This window comes from Streptomyces sp. KR80, assembly GCF_052245555.1.
Classification (GTDB): domain Bacteria; phylum Actinomycetota; class Actinomycetes; order Streptomycetales; family Streptomycetaceae; genus Streptomyces.
The window spans coordinates 400,036-419,947 of record NZ_JBQQCD010000001.1; the positions used below are offsets into that span (position 1 = coordinate 400,036).

At 68.7% G+C, this 19,912-nt stretch carries 15 protein-coding genes, 1 tRNA gene and 3 pseudogenes; 10 read left to right on the forward strand and 9 right to left on the reverse strand.

The features are described from left to right. Positions 1-54 precede the first annotated feature (54 nt). Complete coding sequence (locus tag ACTWQI_RS01795; protein WP_443266701.1) at positions 55-1,179, reverse strand: site-2 protease family protein; 1,125 nt, start codon at positions 1,177-1,179, stop codon at positions 55-57. A gap of 319 nt (positions 1,180-1,498) precedes the next feature. Further along, positions 1,499-1,627, reverse strand: a tRNA-Ser gene (locus ACTWQI_RS01800). Between the two features lie 749 nt (positions 1,628-2,376). Here ACTWQI_RS01800 and ACTWQI_RS01805 point away from each other — a divergent pair. The 6 genes and pseudogenes from ACTWQI_RS01805 to ACTWQI_RS01830 all read left to right on the forward strand — a co-directional run. Continuing rightward, positions 2,377-2,703, forward strand: a pseudogene (locus tag ACTWQI_RS01805) (IS5/IS1182 family transposase); the annotation flags it as partial. Positions 2,704-3,267: 564 nt separating this feature from the next. Next, on the forward strand, positions 3,268-3,849 hold the full coding sequence (locus ACTWQI_RS01810) for a hypothetical protein (protein ID WP_443266703.1): 582 nt from the start codon (positions 3,268-3,270) through the stop codon (positions 3,847-3,849). Between the two features lie 418 nt (positions 3,850-4,267). Beyond that, positions 4,268-5,593 (forward strand): hypothetical protein, encoded by a 1,326-nt coding sequence (locus tag ACTWQI_RS01815; RefSeq protein ID WP_443266705.1) that lies wholly within the window; start codon positions 4,268-4,270, stop codon positions 5,591-5,593. Between the two features lie 536 nt (positions 5,594-6,129). Further along, positions 6,130-6,312: a hypothetical protein gene (locus ACTWQI_RS01820; protein ID WP_443266707.1), complete on the forward strand. Its 183-nt coding sequence runs from the start codon at positions 6,130-6,132 to the stop codon at positions 6,310-6,312. A gap of 387 nt (positions 6,313-6,699) precedes the next feature. Further along, complete coding sequence (locus tag ACTWQI_RS01825; RefSeq protein ID WP_443266709.1) at positions 6,700-7,245, forward strand: hypothetical protein; 546 nt, start codon at positions 6,700-6,702, stop codon at positions 7,243-7,245. Between the two features lie 682 nt (positions 7,246-7,927). Further along, positions 7,928-8,572 (forward strand): CBS domain-containing protein, encoded by a 645-nt coding sequence (locus ACTWQI_RS01830; RefSeq protein ID WP_443266711.1) that lies wholly within the window; start codon positions 7,928-7,930, stop codon positions 8,570-8,572. Positions 8,573-8,992: 420 nt separating this feature from the next. On the opposite strand, the gene ACTWQI_RS01835 is transcribed toward ACTWQI_RS01830, so the two are convergent. Further along, a complete protein-coding gene (locus tag ACTWQI_RS01835; protein WP_443266713.1) occupies positions 8,993-9,193 on the reverse strand; it encodes a hypothetical protein in 201 nt (66 codons plus the stop codon). A gap of 471 nt (positions 9,194-9,664) precedes the next feature. On the opposite strand from ACTWQI_RS01835, the pseudogene ACTWQI_RS01840 reads away from it, so the two are divergent. Beyond that, positions 9,665-10,167 (forward strand): annotated as a pseudogene (locus tag ACTWQI_RS01840) (cytochrome P450); the annotation flags it as partial. 237 nt (positions 10,168-10,404) lie between these two features. Here ACTWQI_RS01840 and ACTWQI_RS01845 read toward each other — a convergent pair. Both ACTWQI_RS01845 and ACTWQI_RS01850 read right to left on the reverse strand, forming a co-directional pair. Beyond that, a complete protein-coding gene (locus tag ACTWQI_RS01845) occupies positions 10,405-11,130 on the reverse strand; it encodes a hypothetical protein (RefSeq protein WP_443266715.1) in 726 nt (241 codons plus the stop codon). Next, complete coding sequence (locus ACTWQI_RS01850) at positions 11,123-11,971, reverse strand: alpha/beta fold hydrolase (RefSeq protein ID WP_443266717.1); 849 nt, start codon at positions 11,969-11,971, stop codon at positions 11,123-11,125. The genes ACTWQI_RS01845 and ACTWQI_RS01850 overlap by 8 nt, the downstream gene beginning before the upstream one ends. Before the next feature lie 81 nt (positions 11,972-12,052). Between ACTWQI_RS01850 and ACTWQI_RS01855 the strand changes: the two genes are divergently transcribed. Further along, positions 12,053-12,715, forward strand: a complete 663-nt coding sequence (locus tag ACTWQI_RS01855) for a winged helix-turn-helix transcriptional regulator (RefSeq protein WP_443266719.1) — start codon at positions 12,053-12,055, stop codon at positions 12,713-12,715. Between the two features lie 263 nt (positions 12,716-12,978). Continuing rightward, complete coding sequence (locus ACTWQI_RS01860) at positions 12,979-13,695, forward strand: LPXTG cell wall anchor domain-containing protein (RefSeq protein WP_443266721.1); 717 nt, start codon at positions 12,979-12,981, stop codon at positions 13,693-13,695. 253 nt (positions 13,696-13,948) lie between these two features. On the opposite strand, the gene ACTWQI_RS01865 is transcribed toward ACTWQI_RS01860, so the two are convergent. Beyond that, a complete protein-coding gene (locus tag ACTWQI_RS01865) occupies positions 13,949-14,527 on the reverse strand; it encodes an RNA polymerase sigma factor (protein WP_443266723.1) in 579 nt (192 codons plus the stop codon). Between the two features lie 368 nt (positions 14,528-14,895). Beyond that, a pseudogene (locus ACTWQI_RS01870) lies at positions 14,896-15,027 on the reverse strand (aldo/keto reductase); the annotation flags it as partial. A 905-nt stretch (positions 15,028-15,932) separates the two neighbouring features. Here ACTWQI_RS01870 and ACTWQI_RS01875 point away from each other — a divergent pair. Next, complete coding sequence (locus tag ACTWQI_RS01875) at positions 15,933-16,859, forward strand: hypothetical protein (protein WP_443266725.1); 927 nt, start codon at positions 15,933-15,935, stop codon at positions 16,857-16,859. Between the two features lie 886 nt (positions 16,860-17,745). Here the strand turns inward: ACTWQI_RS01875 and ACTWQI_RS01880 are convergent. Together ACTWQI_RS01880 and ACTWQI_RS01885 are read right to left on the reverse strand one after the other, a co-directional pair. Next, the gene (locus tag ACTWQI_RS01880) at positions 17,746-18,810 is read right to left on the reverse strand and encodes a S1 family peptidase (RefSeq protein WP_443266727.1); all 1,065 of its coding nucleotides are present in this window, start codon (positions 18,808-18,810) and stop codon (positions 17,746-17,748) included. 661 nt (positions 18,811-19,471) lie between these two features. Further along, positions 19,472-19,714 (reverse strand): hypothetical protein, encoded by a 243-nt coding sequence (locus ACTWQI_RS01885; protein ID WP_443266729.1) that lies wholly within the window; start codon positions 19,712-19,714, stop codon positions 19,472-19,474. Positions 19,715-19,912: the final 198 nt, after the last annotated feature.

Consider the following 19,912-nt stretch of genomic DNA (forward strand, 5'->3'; position numbering starts at 1 on the left):
CTGGCGCCGCAAACTCATCGGTCTCGGGCCGGTTGGTGCGGAGACTTATGTCCGTCAGTCCTCACCGGTCAGCGCGTGCCGCTGAGCGAGCCGGGAGATGTCCCGGGCGGTGATGATCCCCACCAGGTGCCGGCCGTCCGCCACCAGGATCCGCATGCCGCTGCCCGGCCGGACCTTGTCGAGCACGTCCTCCAGAAGATCGTCCGGGGCGCACACCGTGCACTGTGACAGCGGGGTCGCCACGTCGCGCACGCGCAGCGTCTCGCGGCGCTGAGCGGGTACGGTCGCGAGCTGCGGCAGCCGCACCATGCCGCTGGGCCGCCCTTCGAAGTCGAGCAGCGGCAGCACCGAGTGCCGGGCGTTCGCCGCCACCTCGGCGATGAAGCGGTCCACCGTCAGCCAGTCCGGGCCAGTGTCCACTGGACTCGACATGGCATCGGCCGCCCGTACGTCACGCAGGGCCGGCGCGAGTGAGGCACGCTGCCGCTCCGCGTTGGCGACGATCATGATGAAGATGCCGATGAGGGCCAGCCACAGACCGCCCAGCGCACCGCGCAGGAACGAGATCCAGCCGACAGCGATCATCAGGATGCCGAGCACCTGCCCGCTGCGCGCCGCCGCCCGTTCCGCCCGGTCCCGGTCTCCGGTACGCCACCACAGCACCGCCTGCACCACCCGTCCTCCGTCGAGCGGTGCGGCGGGCAACAGGTTGAACACACCGAGCAGGAGGTTCGCCCAGCCGAGCCACAGCAGGACGGCTGCGGGCACCTCCCAGCCGACCAGCTCGTCCAGGCCTATCCCCGCTCCGAGCGCGGCCCCTCCCAGGACGAGGCTGGCGAGCGGACCGCTGACGGCCACCATGAGGGCCGCACCGGCCGCGGGGGACCTGCCCATCTCCGTCATCCCACCCAGTGCCCAGAGGGTCACGTTCCGGACGGGGATCCCCTTTCTGACAGCGGTGACGGCGTGCGCCGCCTCGTGGGCCAGCAGGCTCCCGAGGAGCAGCAGCGCCCCGGCCAGGCTGGCGACCGTATAGACAGCAGTGGACCGTCCCGGAATCCACGCGGGAAGGGTCTCGCGGCCCAGACCGTATCCGAGCAGGATCACCAGGAGTGGCACGCTCCAGTGGATGCGCAGCGGCACTCCGAGTATGCGTCCGATCCGCACCGAGGTGTTCATCGCCGTCTCCTGCGGGGTTGGGGCAGGCGATCATCCGCACCGGCGGACACGTCATCGTGGGAGCGGGCCGGCATCGGACCAGCGCGGCGACCCCCGTCCACAGTGTCCCTCCGAATCCCCGTCGCCGTCGGACAGGAGCCCTCGGCACGGTCTGCGCCACCGCGCTCGGCAACCCCTCGATACGCCCCGAGCGACCACGGCCGTGCCACGATCGGGCCACTCGATCCCTGCCTGGGGAGAAACCAGGGCCGCCACGGTGTCCGTGGCGGCCCTTTCCATTGCGCTTTCCGCAGTTCAGAACGTTTTGACGGGTGAGCAGTGGTGGGGCGGGTGGGACTCGAACCCACGGCCGACGGATTATGAGTCCACGCAAGATCATCCGCACACTTCCCGATCTTGCTCGGTCTTGCCCGTTCCTGCAGGTCAGAGGGCGATTGCCGATCGCCCCTTGCTCCGCCCTACCGGGCCTTTCCTGGTCCTTCCGTCCCCCCTGCGCCCCCCGCAAGTCCACCGGGAGCCCTCTCCCAGGCGCCACCCAGGGGCATGTCGGGGTCCACCACTCCAGGTGGGCGGAGCGCCTCAGGAGAGGCGAGCAGCGGATTCCCCTACCGACGAAACGGGCTTGACCCTCGTCGCCCGAGTGTGGAGCCGCAGGGCCTTTTCCCAGGTCAGCCGCCTGCTCTCAGGTTATCGCGCACCGCATACGCCCGAGAATCTCCCTCACAAAGGTCGTCGCGGAGTCGGCTCAGCCTGGCCAGTGCTGACGGCCTTCCGGGCGGCGTCGCTCGTACCGCCTCCCCGTCCACCTCGGGATGGCCGCGTCAACGAGCGCCCTGCGATACAGCGGAGCGTCGACCGCCCCGGCCTTCCAGGTGCCGAATTGCATTCGCCCCACTGTGTCGGCAGCGCCCAACGGGCCGGACGATGTGATTCCAGTCCAAGCGGCTCCGGCTGGCTGCTGGCGAGTTCGACGAGGATGCCCTGGGCGCGGCGTGGGGCATGGTCAAGCGACACGTCGCCGAGCGTCGGCGAGCTCGGCCAGGCGTTGCGACGGCTCGGGCGCGGCCCTCGTGGGCTGCTGCCATGCGCGGTGAGCAGGCGCCAGCCGAGGTCCGCACCGGCTTATGCGCTGTCGAGATCGCCAACGGGGCGCTCCCTGCACGGGGGAAGGGGAGCGCCCCGTTGAGTACGTCAAGAGGAGCGCGCACGCGGACACGACCGGACCACGTATGCGGCGGCAAGGCGTATAGCTCACGCCGAAACCGCCGCTGCGTGCGACGACGGCAGATCCGGTACACGATCCCCGAGCGCCGCGACCAACGGGCCAACCGCCAATGCCGGGGCGGCGCGGGCGGCCGGCCCCCTTGTTTCGACAGCACGACGTACAGGCGCCGCAACGAAGCCGAGCGAACCATCAACCCGCTCAGGGGTTTCCGGGCCGTGGCCGCACGCTTTGACAAGCGAGCGTATGTCTTTCAGGGCACCGTGACCGTTGCTGCCATGCGCCTGTGGCTCCGATCCTGATTCGCCGGACAGTGCCTGGCGGACGGGGCTGTGGCCCGCTGCAGAAGGGACGTCGGCGGGCGCCGGCCGTGACTCGCTGGATGTTCGAGCATGACGCCTCCGGCAGGCCTCACTCCCACAGGGGCCGGGGGCGCCGCTGTCAGAAACCGTCCTTGAACCTCAAGATCAGCAACAGTGGTTGAGTGACGTCCCTCCCGGCTCGAAGGACAAGATTGAAGCTGCCACGTCCCTTCCGTCTCTGGTGTGCGGCACGAGCTTTACGGAGAGCTTGTTTGCGCTCCAGACCTCCCGGCCGTACGCCTTTCCGCCGGGATTCGGCGGGCGGATTCTGCGGTTGACGGGCAGGTCAGAGTTCTCCCACGGCCCAAGGAACCGCGCTCCGGCCTGACGTAGGGGTGCGGTGCGACGCCCGACACCGAGCAGGCGAGCAGGCGAGCAGGCGAGCAAGGTCAGTCTGCGGCGCTACGGCTGCCGAGCTCCGCCACCAGTTCCAGGACGCGGTCCAGGTGTTGGCCAGCATCCCTGACGGAACCTCGTCGTCACTCCTGGAAAGGAGGGATGGACATGCGCGCCACAGCCATACTCGCCCACCTCACCCACCAGACCACGCATCGCGGTCGTAAGCGGCAGCGCGCCGCCGTCCTCGTCTCGGTCATCACGTTGACCGCTGGGCTGACCGCTGCGCCGGCCTCCGCCGCGCCCGGTGATCTGACCTGCACGGCAAACTTCCAGCACAACTTCACACCACCGCTAACGGCCACCAACACCACCGCCAAGGACGATGCCACATCCGGGCTGGTCGGCTGCACCTCGCCCAACGGCAACTACCCCACCCTCAAGTCCGGCCTCTCGCCGGGCACCGGCACGGCCACCGCCCTCGGTGGTTCACCGTGCAGTCTGCTGTTGAGGATCGAGCTGAAGAGCACCATCGAGTGGTCACCCCCCGGTAACCCGAAGAGCCATCTCGACGTGGTGATCGACACCAACCCGGTAGACGGGACGGTCGCGTTCACCGCCACCGTCACCGCGGGGCCATTGAAGGGAGACACCGCCACCGCTGTCGCCGAGGCGCACCCCAACCCCGATTGCGCGGTCAACGGGCTGAGCAGCCTCACCAGCGAAGCCGCGCAGGTGGTCTTCAACTGAGCGGCTTGCCAGAGGAGCAACCGTCCACGATCGGCAGCCGCCTGCTCCTCCGTCCCCCATACACGTCACCACGGCGTGTCCGGTGAGTCACCCGTGACCCACCGGACACGCCCTAGATGTGTTGATGGTTGTGGGTGGTTGTGCGTGGTGGGGCTGGGCGGCGGCGGTTCACTCGGGGAACCGGCGGCACCCGCTGCGCTCGGCTGGGCTCCGGGGCCGGCCTCACGGCCGTCTCCCCCGCGGCACGCTCCTTCGCGCGGCCACCGATGCGCTGGCGCCCCCCGTGTGGGGGATGGGCTTCGAGCTTGAGCGACGAGACGCTGCCCACGCGTCCGCGCGGGTGCGGCGGCCGCTGGCGGCGGCTCGCTCGAACGGGCCATGCCAGGCAGCCGACGGCAGGCAGAAGGAGGGCCCTCTTATGGCAAGAATAGCTCGCCTCGTGCTCTGCGCCGTTGCGTTGTCGCTTGTCCTCGCGCCCGTCGGCGTGGGGCACGCGGGGCCGGCGGGCGACCACCGTATCGACCTCGATGCGGCGCCGAACACAACGGAGAACGACGCGGTCACGTTCAATGCAGCGACGTGGGTGGATCTGCAGCGCGTGACGGGGGCGGACCCTCTCGTCGACGTGGACTTGCGTGGCAATGGCCGCGTCTTCGTCGATTTCCCCTGGGGAAGGCTCACCACGCCCACGCTCCCCAACATCGTGGCGCGCTCGCTCGATCGCGGTGACACGTTCCGGACCCTCTTCGACGAGAGCTGCCCGACCAGCAACTCACAGCCGCACTGTGGCGATCCGGGCTTCGGCAACAGCGACCTCGCGCTCTCCCCCGACAACGACAACGTCTACCTGTCCGGCATCGCGCCCGGATTCGGCTCCCTGACGGCGTCCGCGTCGTCCAATTCCGGCGACACCTGGCCGACGTTCAACCTGGTGACCCTGCCGGGCGGCACGGATCGGCCCTGGCTGCTCGCCCCGGGCGGCCAGACGGCGCACCTCGCGTGGGCCAACCTGGCGCTGTCCCAGCCCGGGGGGCAGCCGAACGTGCAGTACGCGACCACGCGGGACGGCGGGGGCTCGTGGAACGTCGATCCGATCCCCAAGTACGCCGCGGGCCCTGCGACACGATTGGTGATGGATCGGTCCGCCCAGAGCCCTGCGCGCGGCACCGTCTACCAGGCCTTCGGTGGGACCAAGCTCGGGCTCTTCGTTCCGGAGGTCCACGTCGCCGTTTCCAGGGACGACACCGCGACCTTCGAGACGTACAAGGTCGGGGACGACCTGGCGGTCATCAACCCGGGTGACACATACCGTGGATTCTCGCTGCCGTGGGTGACCACCGACACGGCCGGAAACGCCTATGCCGTGTGGGGGACGGGCAGCGGTGGCGACGTTGTCATGAGTACGTCGGACATTTCCGACCCGGCCAATGATCCAAGGAGTGGTGGCAAGCCCGGCAGCAAGTGGAGCCCACAAGTCCGCATCTCGACGGGGGCCGCGGAAACCGCGGTCGTCGGCAACGTGGCGGCGGGCTCGCCGGGGAACGTCGCCATCGTCTATTACGGGACCGCGGGTTCCGAGGGTTCCGGGATCCCCGACCATCAGACAAACGGCGAGTGGCGGGCGTTCGTCGCGCACACGGCCGACGCCCTCAGCTCAAGCCCGGCGTTCACGCAGTCGGTCATCAGCCACCGTGTGGTTCACCAGGGCGGGTACTGCACCGATCCATCGGGGGGGGTGTCCTGAGGGCGGTACCCGAGGTCTGCGCAACTGGATGAACGTGGGCTTCGATCCCGACGGCCGACTCTACGCCGCGTGGAGCGATGACAACAACGACGGCAACCGGACGGGAATTCGCTTCGCGAAACAGCTCACCGGTCCGAGTCTGATGGCCGGGAACCCCCGTTCACCGACCCAGTGCCGTCGAGTCCGATGGCCGATCCCTCCGGCGACGCCACGTGGCCCAATCGCATCACCGGCGGCACCAACCTGCCCGGGGCTGACCTCACTGGCGTCGAATTGGACAGGACCGGTGCGAACATCCGTTTCAAGCTGTCGGTCGGCGATGCGAAGCGATTCGAGGAGGCGGTCAACGCGGTCCCTTCGGCCGACCGACTGCTCTTCGTCGTGCGGTTCGAAACGGCGGAGCATGACTATTTCGCGGCGTACGAGTACTCGAGGGGGGAGCGGTCCGCGCCCATACGGGGCAGATTGGCGATGACGATGCTCCCGAGCTCGGCACATTCAAGAACGCGATTGGTTTCCACTCCGACAATACGGCTATGGCGACGGTCGCCGGGAACACGATCACGATCAGGCAGAAGCTATCGGCCTTCGATAGCCCCCCGAGGTTCCTCAGTGTCGTCGGGGCCTCCCTGATCGGCCCGTCCGAGAGCAACGAGACCCGGTTCAAATTGCTCAACACCATCGATGCGACACGGGCCTTCGACCATGAGCTTGGGTAATCCTCGCTGAGGACGGTACGGCGCATGGTGGCTCATCGAGCTCGCGATATCGGCATCGAGGTGCCAAGAGTCGGGGACCGACCCTGGACCCTCTTGTTCATGGGCTGGCCCGGCGCGGCTGCTGGACGTCGCGCAGGGGCGCGCCGCGCCGTGCTCGCCAAGTGGCTCAACGGCCGCGACCCCGACTGGCGAGCCTGGATCGGCACTGCGTAGCTGCACCCGTTCCGGGGTAGCCCCGCGTTGGCCGCCCACCTACCCAGCGCGGTCCGCGTGCTGGATGGTCGCCACGATGTCCACCGGCGGCCTCCCATCTCCGAAGTGCATCGAACGCACCGACGGTGAACCTACCTCTCCAAGCCAGACCGGACCCCAAGCTCACCACTCAGAGTGACCCAACAGGGCTCTATCGGCTGGCGGCTGCGTCAGGGCAAGTCGGCCGACTCCCGCGGCGCCGAGCGGTTCGTCACCGAGGCCCTGGCCACCGCGATCCAGGCCGGCTGCACGGGAGTGCGTGTCCTGCGTGCGAACTCGCAGTTCTACAACGCCGGTGTGGTGGCCGCCTGCCGCCGGGCCAGAGCCCACTTCTCGATCAGTACGGGGATGAACCCCACGATCAAGCGGGCCATCGCCGCCACCCCTGATACCGCCTGGAAGCCGATCCGCCATCCCCGGGCGGTCGTCGATCCCGACACCGGAGAGCTGATCTCGGACGCGGAAGTCGCCGAGATCCCGGTCTACACCGCCTTCACCGGCCGGAAGAAGGACCAGCAGGTCACTGCCCGCCTGATCGTGCGCCGGGTCCGCGACCTGGCCAAACCGGCCACCGTCGGCGACAGGGGGAGCTGTTCCCGGTCTGGCGGTACCACCCGTTCTTCACCGACAGCCCCTTCGAGATGCTCCAGACCGAGCGCCAGCACCGCCACCACGCCGTGATCGAGCAGGTCATCGCCGACGGCAAGGCCGGGCCCCTGGCCCACCTGCCCTCGGGAAAGTTCAACGCCAACGCGGGCTGGCTGATCCTGTGGGCCATCTCCTACAACCTGCTGCGGGCCGCAGGCGCCCTCCGGCGTCTTCCACGCCAAGGCCACCACCGCCACCCTGCTCGCCCACCTGGTCCACGTCCCCGCACGGGTCGCCCGCTCGGCCCGCCGCCTGATGCTGCACCTGCCCCAGCGATGGACCTGGCAGCACGCGTGGACTCAGCTGTTCGAGGCCGTCCACGCACCGCCCGACGCTGCCTGTCAAGGGATGCGCCCCGCGCGGCCAGCGCCTGCCGGGCTGATCCGTTCGGCGTGTCCTGCGCCCCCATGGCGAGTATGTCCGGTGCTGAGGAGGAGCGGTCGAATCCGTGGGCCGCCACCCGGTAGGCCAGTATCTGTTCCCGGCTCACTTCGTTCCGGTGTGTGCTGCTCACGACCGCACCAGGCGGGCCGTGGGACCGCCAGCCCTCCCTGCCAGGCCGAAGGTCACTGGTCGCCGGAGCGGCGCGGTGCTGTCATGGGTGGGGGACGGTGTGGACGAGCCGGCAGGGCCGTGGAGGCCGGCGCGCCGCGCGTCGTCGGCCCGGGCGGTCCGACCGCGGCCGCCCTGTCGCACAGCGGAGGAGGCGAATGCCATGCTGCACCGCCGCACGGTCGGTGACGTGATGACCGAGGAGGTCGTCACCCTCCGTCCCGACACACCGTTCCAGGAGGTCGCCGCCCTGCTGGACGCGAACGACATCGCCTCGGCCCCGGTCGTCGACGACGACGGCGCCCCCGTCGGCGTCGTGTCCGCCTCCGACGTGCTGCGGCACGAGACCGGCATGCCCGATCCGCAGGGGCAGGGCGGGAACGACGAGCGCGCCTGGGGCAAGGCCCGGGCCCGGACCGCGGACGCGCTCATGAGCACCCCCGTCTTCACCGCCCGCGCCGACTGGACGATCCCCCGGGCCGCGCGGGAACTCCGCAGGCGGCACGTCAAGCAGCTGCCGGTGGTCGGCGACGACGGGCTCCTCACCGGCATCGTCAGCCGCAGCGACCTGCTCGACGCATTCATCCGCTCCGACGTCGAAATCCGCGGCGAGATCGAGCAGGACGTCCTGGGGCGCATCCTCGGCCTGGAGGAGGGCACCGTCGCAGTCGAGGTCCGGGACGGGGCCGTCACCCTGCGGGGTCACGTCCCGGAACCGCATCGCGTCCCGGTGGTCGTGGGCCTCTGCCAGGGCGTTGATGGTGTCGTCGCCGTGGACGCCCACCTCGCCGCCGCCCGGGCGGGCTAGGCCCACGGGCCCGGCCTTGGGGAACATCTGTCCGCATCCATCAGGTCCTGGAAGAACTCCGCTACCGGCTCGACACGGACCCCGTTCATGTCCACCAGCTGATAGGGCTCTCAGGGGTCCCCTGTCTCCCGAAACTCGCCGACCTCGGGCAGGGCAAAGCTCTTGAGATCCCTTACGGGACGTCGTTCATCGGGCAGGGCGGGAAGCTCGCAGGAACAGCCTGTGACCTGCACAAACACTCAAACTAGTTCGGTCAACACACCCTCGCAGTCCGCTGCCCTGCAGAAGCGACGGTGTGCACCGTGCTGCCGTCGACGATGTGGATCTGCCACAGCCGGCTCCGGTGCTCCTCCGTGGGCTCTGCACAGCTTGACGGCAAGGCCACAAGCGCGAACTGGATCATGCCGGACCAGGCGGCCTTCACGACCACACCTCGCTGCCACCGCCGCGCCACTCGACCAGCGAGGGGTCCTCGATGTCCGGGTCCTCCAGGCCCGCACGGCGCAAGAACTCGATCACATCGGCCAGACGACGTGCGCGGCCGACGTCCTGGCCACGGATCTCCACGCGCCGGCCACCGCTCAACGGCGGATACACCACCACGGGCGGGTGTCCAGCCATGAGACCAGCGTGCAGTGCCGCTGGATATGCCGCATCCGGGCCAATCGGGCACATCGGCGCGCCAAGCCAATGGCTGCCGATCTCGCGGGCCAGCGCAAAGCCCCCTGATCATGCACGACCCCAGACCAGGCAAGACACCGGCCAAACCCGCAGAGCCGCCCTCGCGAGATTGCCGGAATGCGGCATTGAAGCGGACAAATCTCGATGGGAATCTCTTGGATGACTGGGGAACGGGAGGGCTCATGACGACCTTGGTGCTGCTCATCAGCGGTCTGGCACTGATCATTCTGTGGACGATAGCCGTGGCCATTCGGAGGGACCGTCGCCAGAAGGAAACGAGCAGGGAGGGATCGCTCATCGAAGCAGCCGCGGTCAACGCTGCTCGTGAGGCACGTGGGCAAGCGCGTGTGGCGCGCCGGATGCACTGGCGATAGGACCCGGCATTTCGTGCCCCTCGCGTGCCCGACACAACTGCTGCTGGTCGCCGGTCACGAGACCACGGTCAGCCTGATCTCCAACGGCGTGCTTGCGCTGCTCACTCACCCCGACCAACTGGCTGCTCTGCGCGCGGACTTCTCCCTCCTGGACAACGCCATCGAGGAGATGCTGCGCTACGACGGCCGCTGGAGACCTCGACGTATCGCTTCACCACAGAGCCGGTGGAGATCGGCGGCACGGTCATCCCGGGGGGCGGAGAGCTCGTCCTCATCGCTCTGGCCGACGCCGATCGCGACCCGGCCCGCTTCCCGGAACCGAATCGCTTCGACATCCACCGGGATCCCCGTGGGCATGTTGCCTTCGGCCACGGCATTCACTACTGCCTGGGCGCCCCGCTCGCCCGCATGGAGGCCGCTATCGCGATCCGTACGCTCCTGGAACGCTGCCCAGAACTGACCCTCGACACCCACCCAGCGGCCCTCACATGGCGCCACGGCATGCTGATCCGTTCTGTCCGCCCCCTCCCCGTGTGCTGGTGCCCGTGGCGACGGTCCACCGTCGGCGAACAGGGTCCGGTGCCTCCCACAGCCGCGGTGCTCGCCGGCGCGACGGCTGGACCGGGTCAACGGATGGGAACCGATAGGTGCCGACGGGCTGGAGCGGCCACGTTCTCTCCGCGCGGGAACGCGGATCCGCCGGGCTTCATCATGTCAGGGCAATGCATGCGTTCCAGCTTTCGGTGTCCACGCTCGTCGCCGAAGGACTGATCCCGATCAGGCGGTGAGTCTTGCCCCGGCGAAGGCGATGTGGACCAGAACCGGGCCGCGGCGAGGACGGTTGTCCGGTCGGCGGGGGAACACCACACGGCGGGTTGGGATGACCAGGCCGCCAAAGTCGCGGTGGTCGTGGCAGTAGTGGGCCGCCTTGGCCCAGTTGCCGAACAGTTCGGCAATGTAGTCGTGGCGGCGGATCAGCCCGCGCTCGTCGAGGTACAGGATCTGCTCCCAGCAGTGGGTGTGGATTTCGTCCGGGAAGCGCACGCGGAGCCGGCGCCACGTCTCGCCGTGCTCGCTCCAAGGCTCGAGCTCCTCGACGTCGTACGCGTCGTCGGCCAGGACGAAGGGCAGCGACACGTACGTCCACAGGGCGCTTCCGGCGAAGTACAGCAGGTCCAGGCGGTCCCACCACAGCTGGTGCCGGACACCGGAGAAGGCCGCCCGGGCATGCGCCCGCCGCGCAAGCACGGTGCCCTGGGCGTCCTCGACCCAGACGTCGCCCCGGTGAAAGATGCCGCGATGGCCGGGCTCCGCGTACGGGTCGAGCACGACTCGTTGATTGCTCGTCACGATCCGGGCACGCAGATTGCGCAGCGGCCGGGACTGGAACTTGGACGCGAAGGCGAGCCCGCCCGCGCAGCCGTCGATCGCCACTTCTCGAGCGGACTGCCAGCGCTCGAGGCCGCCGTGAGCTTCGACGGCGAGGTTGACGAGTTCACTCACCCGAGGCCCCCGGCAAGGGTGCGCCGATCAGCTCGGCGATGGCTGCGGCCATCTGGGCGGGGCGCTCCTCGGGCAGGAAGTGGCCCGCCCCCTCGTACACGACGAAGCGGGCACCCGGGATGTCATCGGCAGTCCGCTCGCCCTGTGCGACCGGGAAGAACGGGTCGCCGTCGCCCCAGATCACGAGCGTGGGCACCGTGATCCTGCTCAGGGCTCTCGCGCAGGGTGCGTACCGATCGGCGAGCTCCCGGAGTCCGGTTGCGAAGATCAACCGAGTCGACCGCAGCTGCTCGGGGTCACCCAGATACGTGGCAGGGCTGAGCGCGGTGCGAGGGCGACCGGCCCCTTGCCAGAGCATCAGCCTCAGAGCCGGGCGGGAGAACAGGGCGCGCGCGGTCAGCGGGCCGAGTGCCGGCCAGGTGACGGCCGACAGCGGGAACGGGATCGGCGTGTCCGGGAAGGCGTTAGTCGCGGCGAGCACCAGGTGGGTGACCCGGTCCGGGAACTCGGTGGCGTAAGCGAGCGCGGTGGGACCACCGAAGTCGTGGCCCACAATGGCCGCCCTGTCGATACCCAAGGCGGTGAGGACCTGGGCGAGCGCGCGCGCCTGACCGGTGGCCCAGAGCGTCTCCACATCGACCGGCTTCGCGCTGGCCCCGAAGCCGAGCAGGTCCGGCACGACGACCCGGCACTGCTGGCCGAGGCGTTCGGCAACCCGGTCCCACACGCGACCGGACCCCGGGATGCCGTGCAACAGGACGACCGGCTGCCCAGTGCCGCGGATGGTGACGGCCATCTCCAGGTCAGGGCCTGCGGAGATCTTCGTGGCGATGGCTGTCACAGTGCCACGCTCCTTGGATTCGCCTTAGCGTGAGACTAGAAAATAAAGCACTGGGACAAGAAACTCAAGTACCATGCGGGGGTGACTCGTGGATACCAGCAGTACTGCGCGTTGGCCCGGGCACTCGATCACGTCGGGGACCGGTGGACGCTCCTCATCGTGCGAGAGCTGCTACTTGGGCCCAGGCGCTACTCCGACATACGGCAGGCCCTGCCCGGCATCGCCACCAACCTCCTCGCCGACCGGCTGCGCGGCCTCGAAGCCAAAGGCCTCGTCCGACGGCGCGAGCTGCCACCGCCGGCCGCTTCAGTCGTGTACGAACTCAGCCACCAGGGCCAGGGCCTGGAGGAGGCGGTCATGGCTCTCATCCGGTGGGGCGGGCAGTTCATGGGCTCTCCCCAGCCGGGCGAGACGTTCCGCGCCGAGTGGCTGGTCCTGGCACTGCGCGCGGTTCTCTCGACCGTGGCACCCACCGGGATGACCGGCACTTGCGAGTTCCGTACGGACGGGATGACAGTGACCGTCACCGTATGGTCCGGCCGCACGGAGGTGGCAGCAGGTGGGGTTGCCGAACCCGATGCCGTACTCACCTGCGCCCCCGAACACGCTCTCGGTGTCGCCTCCGGCCGGTACCCGTTGGAGCAGGCCCTACGCGAACAGCAGGTGACCGCCACCGGCAATACGCAGACTCTTGCCGCCTTCGCCCGACTCTTCTGCGCCCGGGGCGCGATCGGGGTCGCGTAAGCGACGTGCCCCGAAGGGGGCCTACCGGACATCGACCACAGCGCAGAGGTTCTCTTGATGCAGATAGCGCACCCGGTGCTCGAGCGGCTGATCTACTTGGTACCGAGTTTGATTCACCAGATCGTTATGCGCGATCTTTGGGGTATTGCAGCCACAAAGCGCGAGATAGAGCACAAACGGCGCTTGACGGTCCCTACGGGCTTCAGGAGGCTGAGCCGCCCCCCACGGCCACCCTTCCCGCACTTGCGCCCGAGGTGTTCCGTATGCCCATCCGCTCACGCTTCACAGTCCGCTGGGGGGCTGCCGTGCTCCCCGCCGCGGCTTCGCTCCTCCTCTTCGCAGGGGCCGCCCCCGCCCTCGCCGACGACCACACCTACACCGTGGAACTGCGCCAGCAGCTTCCGCGCACCGCCACCACTGACGATGGGGGCGCGCCGCAGAAGGCGGCGAATCAGTGCCCTGGAATCCCTGAGGGGCAGGACGGGTGGCACTTCGTACTGCCCGGCAACTCCTCGGACTTCGTCAAGCTGACGGTGACCTTCGAACCGGGCGGCGAGCAGGTAGTCACCGACTTCGGCCCGCCGTCCGACAAGCACGCTTATGTGGCGTCGCTGCCGGGAGCGAAGCTCACCTCCGCTGTCGCCGAGGTGGAAGGCGGCGACCTGGAGCTGTTCAACCTGTCGCACACCTGCCCCTCGTCGGTCACCGCCCCCACCGGGGCGCCGGCCGAGGAGCCGACGGACGAGCCCAGCGAGGGCCCGGCAGCCGAGGAGCCCGGCAACCCCGCCGAGGAGCCTTCGGCCGAGACCTCGGCCTCCGAGCCGGCTCCGGCGACCTCGCCGAACGGCAGTGGCGGCGGTGACCTCGCGGCGACCGGCGCCGGTCCGGCGATCGGCCTCTCCGTCGGGGCGGCGCTGCTGCTCGGCGCCGGCGGCTACCTGGTGATGCGTCGCCGCAAGGCGGCCGCTGAGCAGGACTGACGTCACGTCACCATAGGCCAGCGGCGCCGGACGCATGGGGTCCGGCGCCGCTGTCGTTTGCATACAGGCCAGTCAGCCCGGTGTTGCGGCGCGTGGCCGCGATGCCATCCACAGTGCATCGCGGGGTGCGGGCAGAACGATGGCTGCCAGCCACCGGTCGCCGAGGATGCCGCCAAGCCCTGGAGTTGGGTCACGCTGGGCGGTGTTCCGGATGGTGCACGTCGTGCCGGTTCAGTACATCTGTGGCCGCCGCCTACCCGGCCCCTTCGACGTTCAGGAGCTCCGCCAGCGTGCGCAGCCCCCAGTGCGCAGCCGTACGCACCGCGCCCGGCCGCTTGCCGAGCACCTCCGCCGCACTCTTGGCGTCCAGCCCCACGACCACGCGCAGCACCACAGCCTCGGCCTGGTCCTGCGGCAGCTGAGCGATCAGCCGCAATGTCCGGCCGGTGCCGAGCGCCTCCAGCGCCTCGCGCGCCGTGTCCATGTCGGCTGGCTTGTCCGCCAGCTCCCTCTCGTCACCGCCGATGGCGGGGCGGCGATCCCGCATCCGTAAGTGGTCGAGCGCCCGGTTACGGGCTGTGCGCGCTGCCCAGCCGCGGAAGCGGATTGCGTTCCCACTAAAACGCTCCAGGTCGCGGGCTATCTGGAGCCACGCCTCGGACGTCACGTCCTGCGCGTCGGGCTCGCCGACCAGCGTTCGTACATAGCAAAGCAGCCGTGGTTGCACAGCCCGGTAGACAGTCCGGAAGGCGCACTCGTCACCTTCCTGTGCCGCGTGCACAGCAGCGATCAGCTCCGCGTCTTCCTCCCGCACGCCCTCGTCTTGTCCCACTCTCCCCCGGCTTTCCGACAGGGGGAGTCTCAGCTGTACGGCCCGCCGGTCGCGGCGGGGAACCGGCACTGGCAGACGGGGCGGACGAGGCCGGAGAAGCCGGTTACCCAGCACCACGGTCGACACGAGTGAGGCACCCGCGGCCAGACGAGTCCGTTCCACCCGGTGCCCTCCCCCCTTGATGCGAGGGCGCGTGGTGATCGCACCCTTCCACCTGCTCTACGCGGGGAAGCCGCTCATCCGTCGTGGGAAGTCGGGAAGTTGGGGGCAGATGGTCGCAGGGAGCGGATCAGGCGATCACGCGCTCGGACGTTCTCGTGGCGGGCTCAGCACAAAGGTGCACCTGGCCTGTGACGGACAGGCACGGCCTCGGCTGCCACGGCGGCGATCTCGGCCCTTGCGCCTGACACTCCTGCTGCGACGGGCCGCCACGGCAGGAACGCAACCTCTGCCGCCTCGCAGGCCGCGAGCACGGGCTCGTGCTCGCGGTCGAGCAGGGATCCTCCACCTCGCGGTGGTCGGCGGTGAGCTCCGCGATGATATCTCCGCGTCCCATGCTTACTGCTCCCTGCCTTAAGCCCTTAACACAGGCTGCCCTGGAGGGCGGCGCGACGTTTCCCGTTCCCCTGCGGTGCCGCGCCCGTAACGCAGTGCGGGCCCCGGCAATCCGAACAGTCGAGAGCCGTTCGATGACCATCAGGCCCGGTGGAGCGCCGCCTGACAGTGACGGCCTGGGCGCCGATGGGCTCCTCAAGACGGGGTGACGTTGCCGGCTCCAGTGACGGTGAGGACGCGTCGGGCAGCCATCCGTTTTGCGCGCGACGCCGGAGGGCAGTCCGAGCACGAACCCGCGGACGGTGGTTCGGCTTCTACCTGGCGGCCCGCGATCCGGGCGTTGGCCTGATCAACATCGCCCGCCAGCAGGCAGGGGCTACGCTATGGCCCGCTGTCACGGCACGATCTTCAGGAGCCGGAGACCAGCTGGTGACAGCGAATCCTCGCCAGTTCCCGCAACAAGCTGTTCCCGTTCACCCGTCGGCAACCATGTGTCGACATCCTGCTCCGCGACACAGTTGATCAACGAAGACGTGCTCTTCGTCTACTGGGGGAACAGATGCGAAGACGTCGAATACGCCACGGGGGAATTGCGGTGGCGCTCGGCAACCCGCTCGCGGTGCTCGTTGCACCGAGCGGCGTCGGTGGAGGCCCAAGGTCTGCACGGTGCCGCCTGCACCCCGCAGCTAGGAGTCACGATGCAACAACAAGCGGGACTGCAAAAACTACGCATCGAAGCCCCTGGCCATCAGGACGGAACCCGGCCCGGGGTCGACGCGTCACAGGGGCGGTACGGCCTACACCCTCAGCACACAGCCTCCACCCGTCACCGTAAGTAACTGGGGGACCCATGCGTACGAACATCGCACGCACCGTCAATCTGCTCGTCACGCTCTCCCTGACCATCGCCGGAGCCGGTGCCGTCGCCGGCTGCGGCAGCGAGAAGGCCGGCGGCCGCGGTGCGGAGGTCCGTGACACCGACCGGGCGCCGGAGCCGAAGGCCCGCGCCCGCCAGGTCGTCAGCGCCTGGGACGGCTCCAAGGCCGCCGAAGTGTGGCGCAAGGGCTACTACCCGATGGGGGAGGCGGTCCAACTGCCCGAGAACGCCTTCCGCGACAACGCCGACAAGCGCGCCTACATAACCCAGAACTTCGTCCTGCGCGGCGAACTTCCCGCCACCCCGCACAAGGACGGGCAGGTGAAGTGGGAGAGGGGCGGCTCGGTCACGCTGCCGCTGATCGGGGCGCGGAAGGCGTACGAGACCGTGGCCCGCGGCAGCAACGATGGACCGCACCTGACCGTGACCGGAGCGAAGTTGGGCGAGATGACCCTGGCCACCAGCCGTGGCCCGGCGACCGTCCCGGCCTGGCTGTTCACCCTGGAGGGCTACGAAACCCCACTCAAGCGGGTCGCCCTCAGCCCGTCGAAGCTCCCCGAGCCGCCGATCAAGCCAGCTGGGAAGGTGCCCACCGACGAGCTGGCACCGCTCGGACAGCTGGTCGAGGTGGCCGGGGACGGCCGGTCCGTCACTGTGGTGGCCACCCACGGATCCTGCGACGACGGCCCCGCCGTGGACGTGCTGGAGACGGGCGGCAGCGTGGTGCTGTCCGCATCAGTCGTCGGGACAAAGGACGGTCCCTGCACCGCCGAGCTGAACGGCGAGAAGGTGACGGTAAAGCTGGATCGGCCGGTCGGCGACCGTGTCCTCCTAGACGCGTTCACGGGCCGACCGGTCCCGTACGGAGAGCCGAACGGGCCCTCGCCGAGCTGGAGTTGAAATCGTCAGAGCGAGGCATTCCTGAGAGTAGAGGAAAGGGCGGTCACGGCATCGGTGGGTCGCCCCAGCCACATGCTGGAACGCGACCCGCAAAGACGCTGGTCGGAGGTAGACGGCCGGGCGGCGCTACTGCGCCACCCGTGCGCTCACCCATCGGCACAACGCCGCCCAGTCCAGCCCGAGTTCCGTCACCTGGGCGAGCTGATTCCAAGCCGGAACTGCACGTCCTGCCCGTTGTACCGGCTGGTCTCGGCATGGGAACGGGTGAATCTGCTGAGGGTGCCCTCCCGCCTCCTTGTACTGACGTAGTACCCCACGCCGCCTTCGACAGCGCCAGAGACGCCCTGCGGGCCTTGGCCGGAGCCGGCGGCACAGAGGACAGGGGCTGGATGCCGAGCTGCTCCAGGTGTTCCCGCTGTTCGGGCATCAGCCCTGCCCTACGGTGTATTCGCCGCCGGGCGATCCATTTCCGACATCCATGCCTGCACGGTGATCCCGGGCAGCAGCTCGATCCGCTCGCGTGGCTGCTTCGCGCAGCATGCGCACGGCGGCGTAGTGCCCTGTCACTCGATGGGCCGTTTCGGGTCCCAGTCCGGGTCGATGGACAGCCAGGGCATCCACCTCAGTCGGGGCATCACCTCCTCGACCGCGAGAACGGGATACGGACGCTGTCCGTCCCGCCATATGGACCTGCACCGAGCGGCCTCGGTGCAGGTCCATTCCCACCCAGTGCGGACGTCATACGGTGAATTCAACTTCCCCGAGCTTGGGACTTCGTCCTGCGCCCGGCAGAAGCGCAAGGCGCCGCTCCTTTCACCGCATCAGGTCCGCGTCCTTCTCCGCATCGGGCCCTCTACAGAGCGATTACCGCGCGGTGGATCCAGGTTCAGTAGACGCTGAGGTTGTGATCGCTGAGCACCGGATCCACGCGCTCATAGTAGGTAACACGGTCTTTTTGACCATCGGTATCGCCGCAGGGCTCCTCGACATAGTTGCCGCCGGATGTGATGCCCAGGGCAAACGTCCCCGTGAACAGGGGTCCTCCGCTGTCGCCGCTCATGTTGCAGAGGCTAGTCTCGATCATGTTGTAGTAGACGCTTCCGTCGTCGTAGGTGACGGTCGTGCTGGGTTGGAGCACAATGCCGACGAGGTCCTGGCTTACGGCTCCCACGCGCTTCACGGATTCGCCGTCGTAAGCGAAGCGTGAGTCCTCGATCTGCCCCGCTGTGCCGTCCTTGTACTGGATCATCCCGTACGCGACGACGTTGGAGTTGCGGTAGTCGATGATGGCGTAGTCCCTGCCCCCGTCGTCGAAGGTGGTCTTCGTGCCGAGGTAGATGTCGCCATTCCGCCGGTACCAGTCGTAGTAGCCACCTCTCATGCAGTGCCCGGCGGTGAGCAGGAACCTTTCCCCGGAGGAGTTAGTGGCGTTGAACGCGGCACTGCAAAGCCGTCCGCCAGAGGCTGTGCGAGAGACGATGCCGACGCCGCCGCGCATCTCGTAGGCGGACTTCTCTAGCTTGCCCGAGAGCTTCTCGATGCGCACCGCGTCGTGGTGGGCCGCAGCGACCCTGTCAATCCGGGCCCGATCGGCGGCGGACACCCCGTCGTAGATCTTGACGGACACCTGGTTACTGCTCGGGTCGACGCCCCACGCGGTGTTGGGAATACCCGCCAGCCGGTCCAGTTCGGCGTGGGTGGAGGCGAGTTCGGCCGCACTATGGGGAGCAATCTTCGCCCTGCCGCCCGCGTTGCGAACCGATTCTGCGGCGGCCTGGTTGGTGACCGCGATCGTGGGGCGCCCGTCGTCGTAGTAAACGCCACCGGTGCGGTCGTCGCCGAGCTTGGCGGCCAGTGCTGCCGCCTGGCCGGGATCGGTGAGCGGCGCCGGGGCCGCGCCCGCCTGGTGGGCGGGCGCGACAAGCACCGCGAGCAGGCCGCCGAGCGCCACCGCTAATCCCGCGCGGTGTATTCGACGTCTTCGCATCTGTTCCTCCCTCAGCAGACGAAGAGCACGTCTTCGTTGATCAACTGCGTCCGAGTGTGTCGACACCCGGTTGTCGACGGGTGAACCGATGCCGACTGCCAGGTTGCGGTTGCCGTTCGCCAGTCTCCATATCGGTCACGGTCACAGATCGGTGCGGGAGTTGGCGGGATTCGTTGTCGTCCGGCTGGTCTTCGGCATGATGGCCACTCACCGGCCCTGTAATCCCCTGGTGTCAGGTTCCCTGCTCATCAGACTTCGTGGGCGCCGTCACATCGCCGGCAGAAGCGAAAAGGGGGGCGGGAGCGGTGGCGTTCCTGACCGACGAGCAGCGCAGCAGTTACGGCACGTTGACCGCGGTGCCCGTGTCGGAGCACACGACCTGGTCATCGCCTTCCGCGCCCTCGGAGACCTCCCAGAGCTGCCGGACACCGTTCCCACCGTCTCACCCCACGCCAGCGTCCCCGGGCGAGCCTTCATGACCGGCGCCTATCCAGGGATCGACACGCTACCCGTGGGCGGAGTAGACGCCGAAGGCTGAAGCAGCCGGTCGTTCTGATGCCCGTCAGCCAACGGTCGGCACGAGACCCCCTAGCCCAGGCCCAAGTCGAACTGCGCAGCATCGCAATCACATGCGTTGCTCCCACCAGCCCGGCGAGTCCGGCTCGCCACCGTAGGTCGCGGCGAGTACGCGGGAGTCGATCGCTTCCACCACAGCTCTCAGCTCGCGTCGACCACGGGGGGAGAGAGAGCGAAGGACCTCATCGAGTCCCCAGCGACCGCGGGGTGGGTCGTAGTCGCAGCACTCGCACGCGTAGTACCCGTAGTAGTAGGGCCCGGAGGTCAGACCGTGCCAGCGTCGACTGCACATCGCGGCTGCCTGGCGTTTCCACCAGGCAAGGTCCCGCGCGACCTCGCCAGGCCTTCCTCGGGCCCGTTCCCAGCGTCGAATCTCGCCCAAGGTCCCTGCGGAGATGCCATGGATGACGGAATAGGACATGATTCTGCGCGGGTGAAACGGGAGGGCGGCACGCACCGCCGACGCCGACTTACGCGGCATCGCTCCCAA

What these genes read in the sequence shown, in the direction of transcription:
- ACTWQI_RS01795 (WP_443266701.1), bottom strand. Translation starts at nt 1,179, where the DNA reads ATGAACACCTCGGTGCGGATCGGACGCATACTCGGAGTGCCGCTGCGC.
- ACTWQI_RS01810 (WP_443266703.1), top strand. Translation starts at nt 3,268, where the DNA reads ATGCGCGCCACAGCCATACTCGCCCACCTCACCCACCAGACCACGCAT.
- ACTWQI_RS01815 (WP_443266705.1), top strand. Translation starts at nt 4,268, where the DNA reads ATGGCAAGAATAGCTCGCCTCGTGCTCTGCGCCGTTGCGTTGTCGCTT.
- ACTWQI_RS01820 (WP_443266707.1), top strand. Translation starts at nt 6,130, where the DNA reads ATGGCGACGGTCGCCGGGAACACGATCACGATCAGGCAGAAGCTATCG.
- ACTWQI_RS01830 (WP_443266711.1), top strand. Translation starts at nt 7,928, where the DNA reads ATGCTGCACCGCCGCACGGTCGGTGACGTGATGACCGAGGAGGTCGTC.
- ACTWQI_RS01835 (WP_443266713.1), bottom strand. Translation starts at nt 9,193, where the DNA reads ATGGCTGGACACCCGCCCGTGGTGGTGTATCCGCCGTTGAGCGGTGGC.
- ACTWQI_RS01860 (WP_443266721.1), top strand. Translation starts at nt 12,979, where the DNA reads ATGCCCATCCGCTCACGCTTCACAGTCCGCTGGGGGGCTGCCGTGCTC.
- ACTWQI_RS01875 (WP_443266725.1), top strand. Translation starts at nt 15,933, where the DNA reads ATGCGTACGAACATCGCACGCACCGTCAATCTGCTCGTCACGCTCTCC.
- ACTWQI_RS01885 (WP_443266729.1), bottom strand. Translation starts at nt 19,714, where the DNA reads ATGTGCAGTCGACGCTGGCACGGTCTGACCTCCGGGCCCTACTACTAC.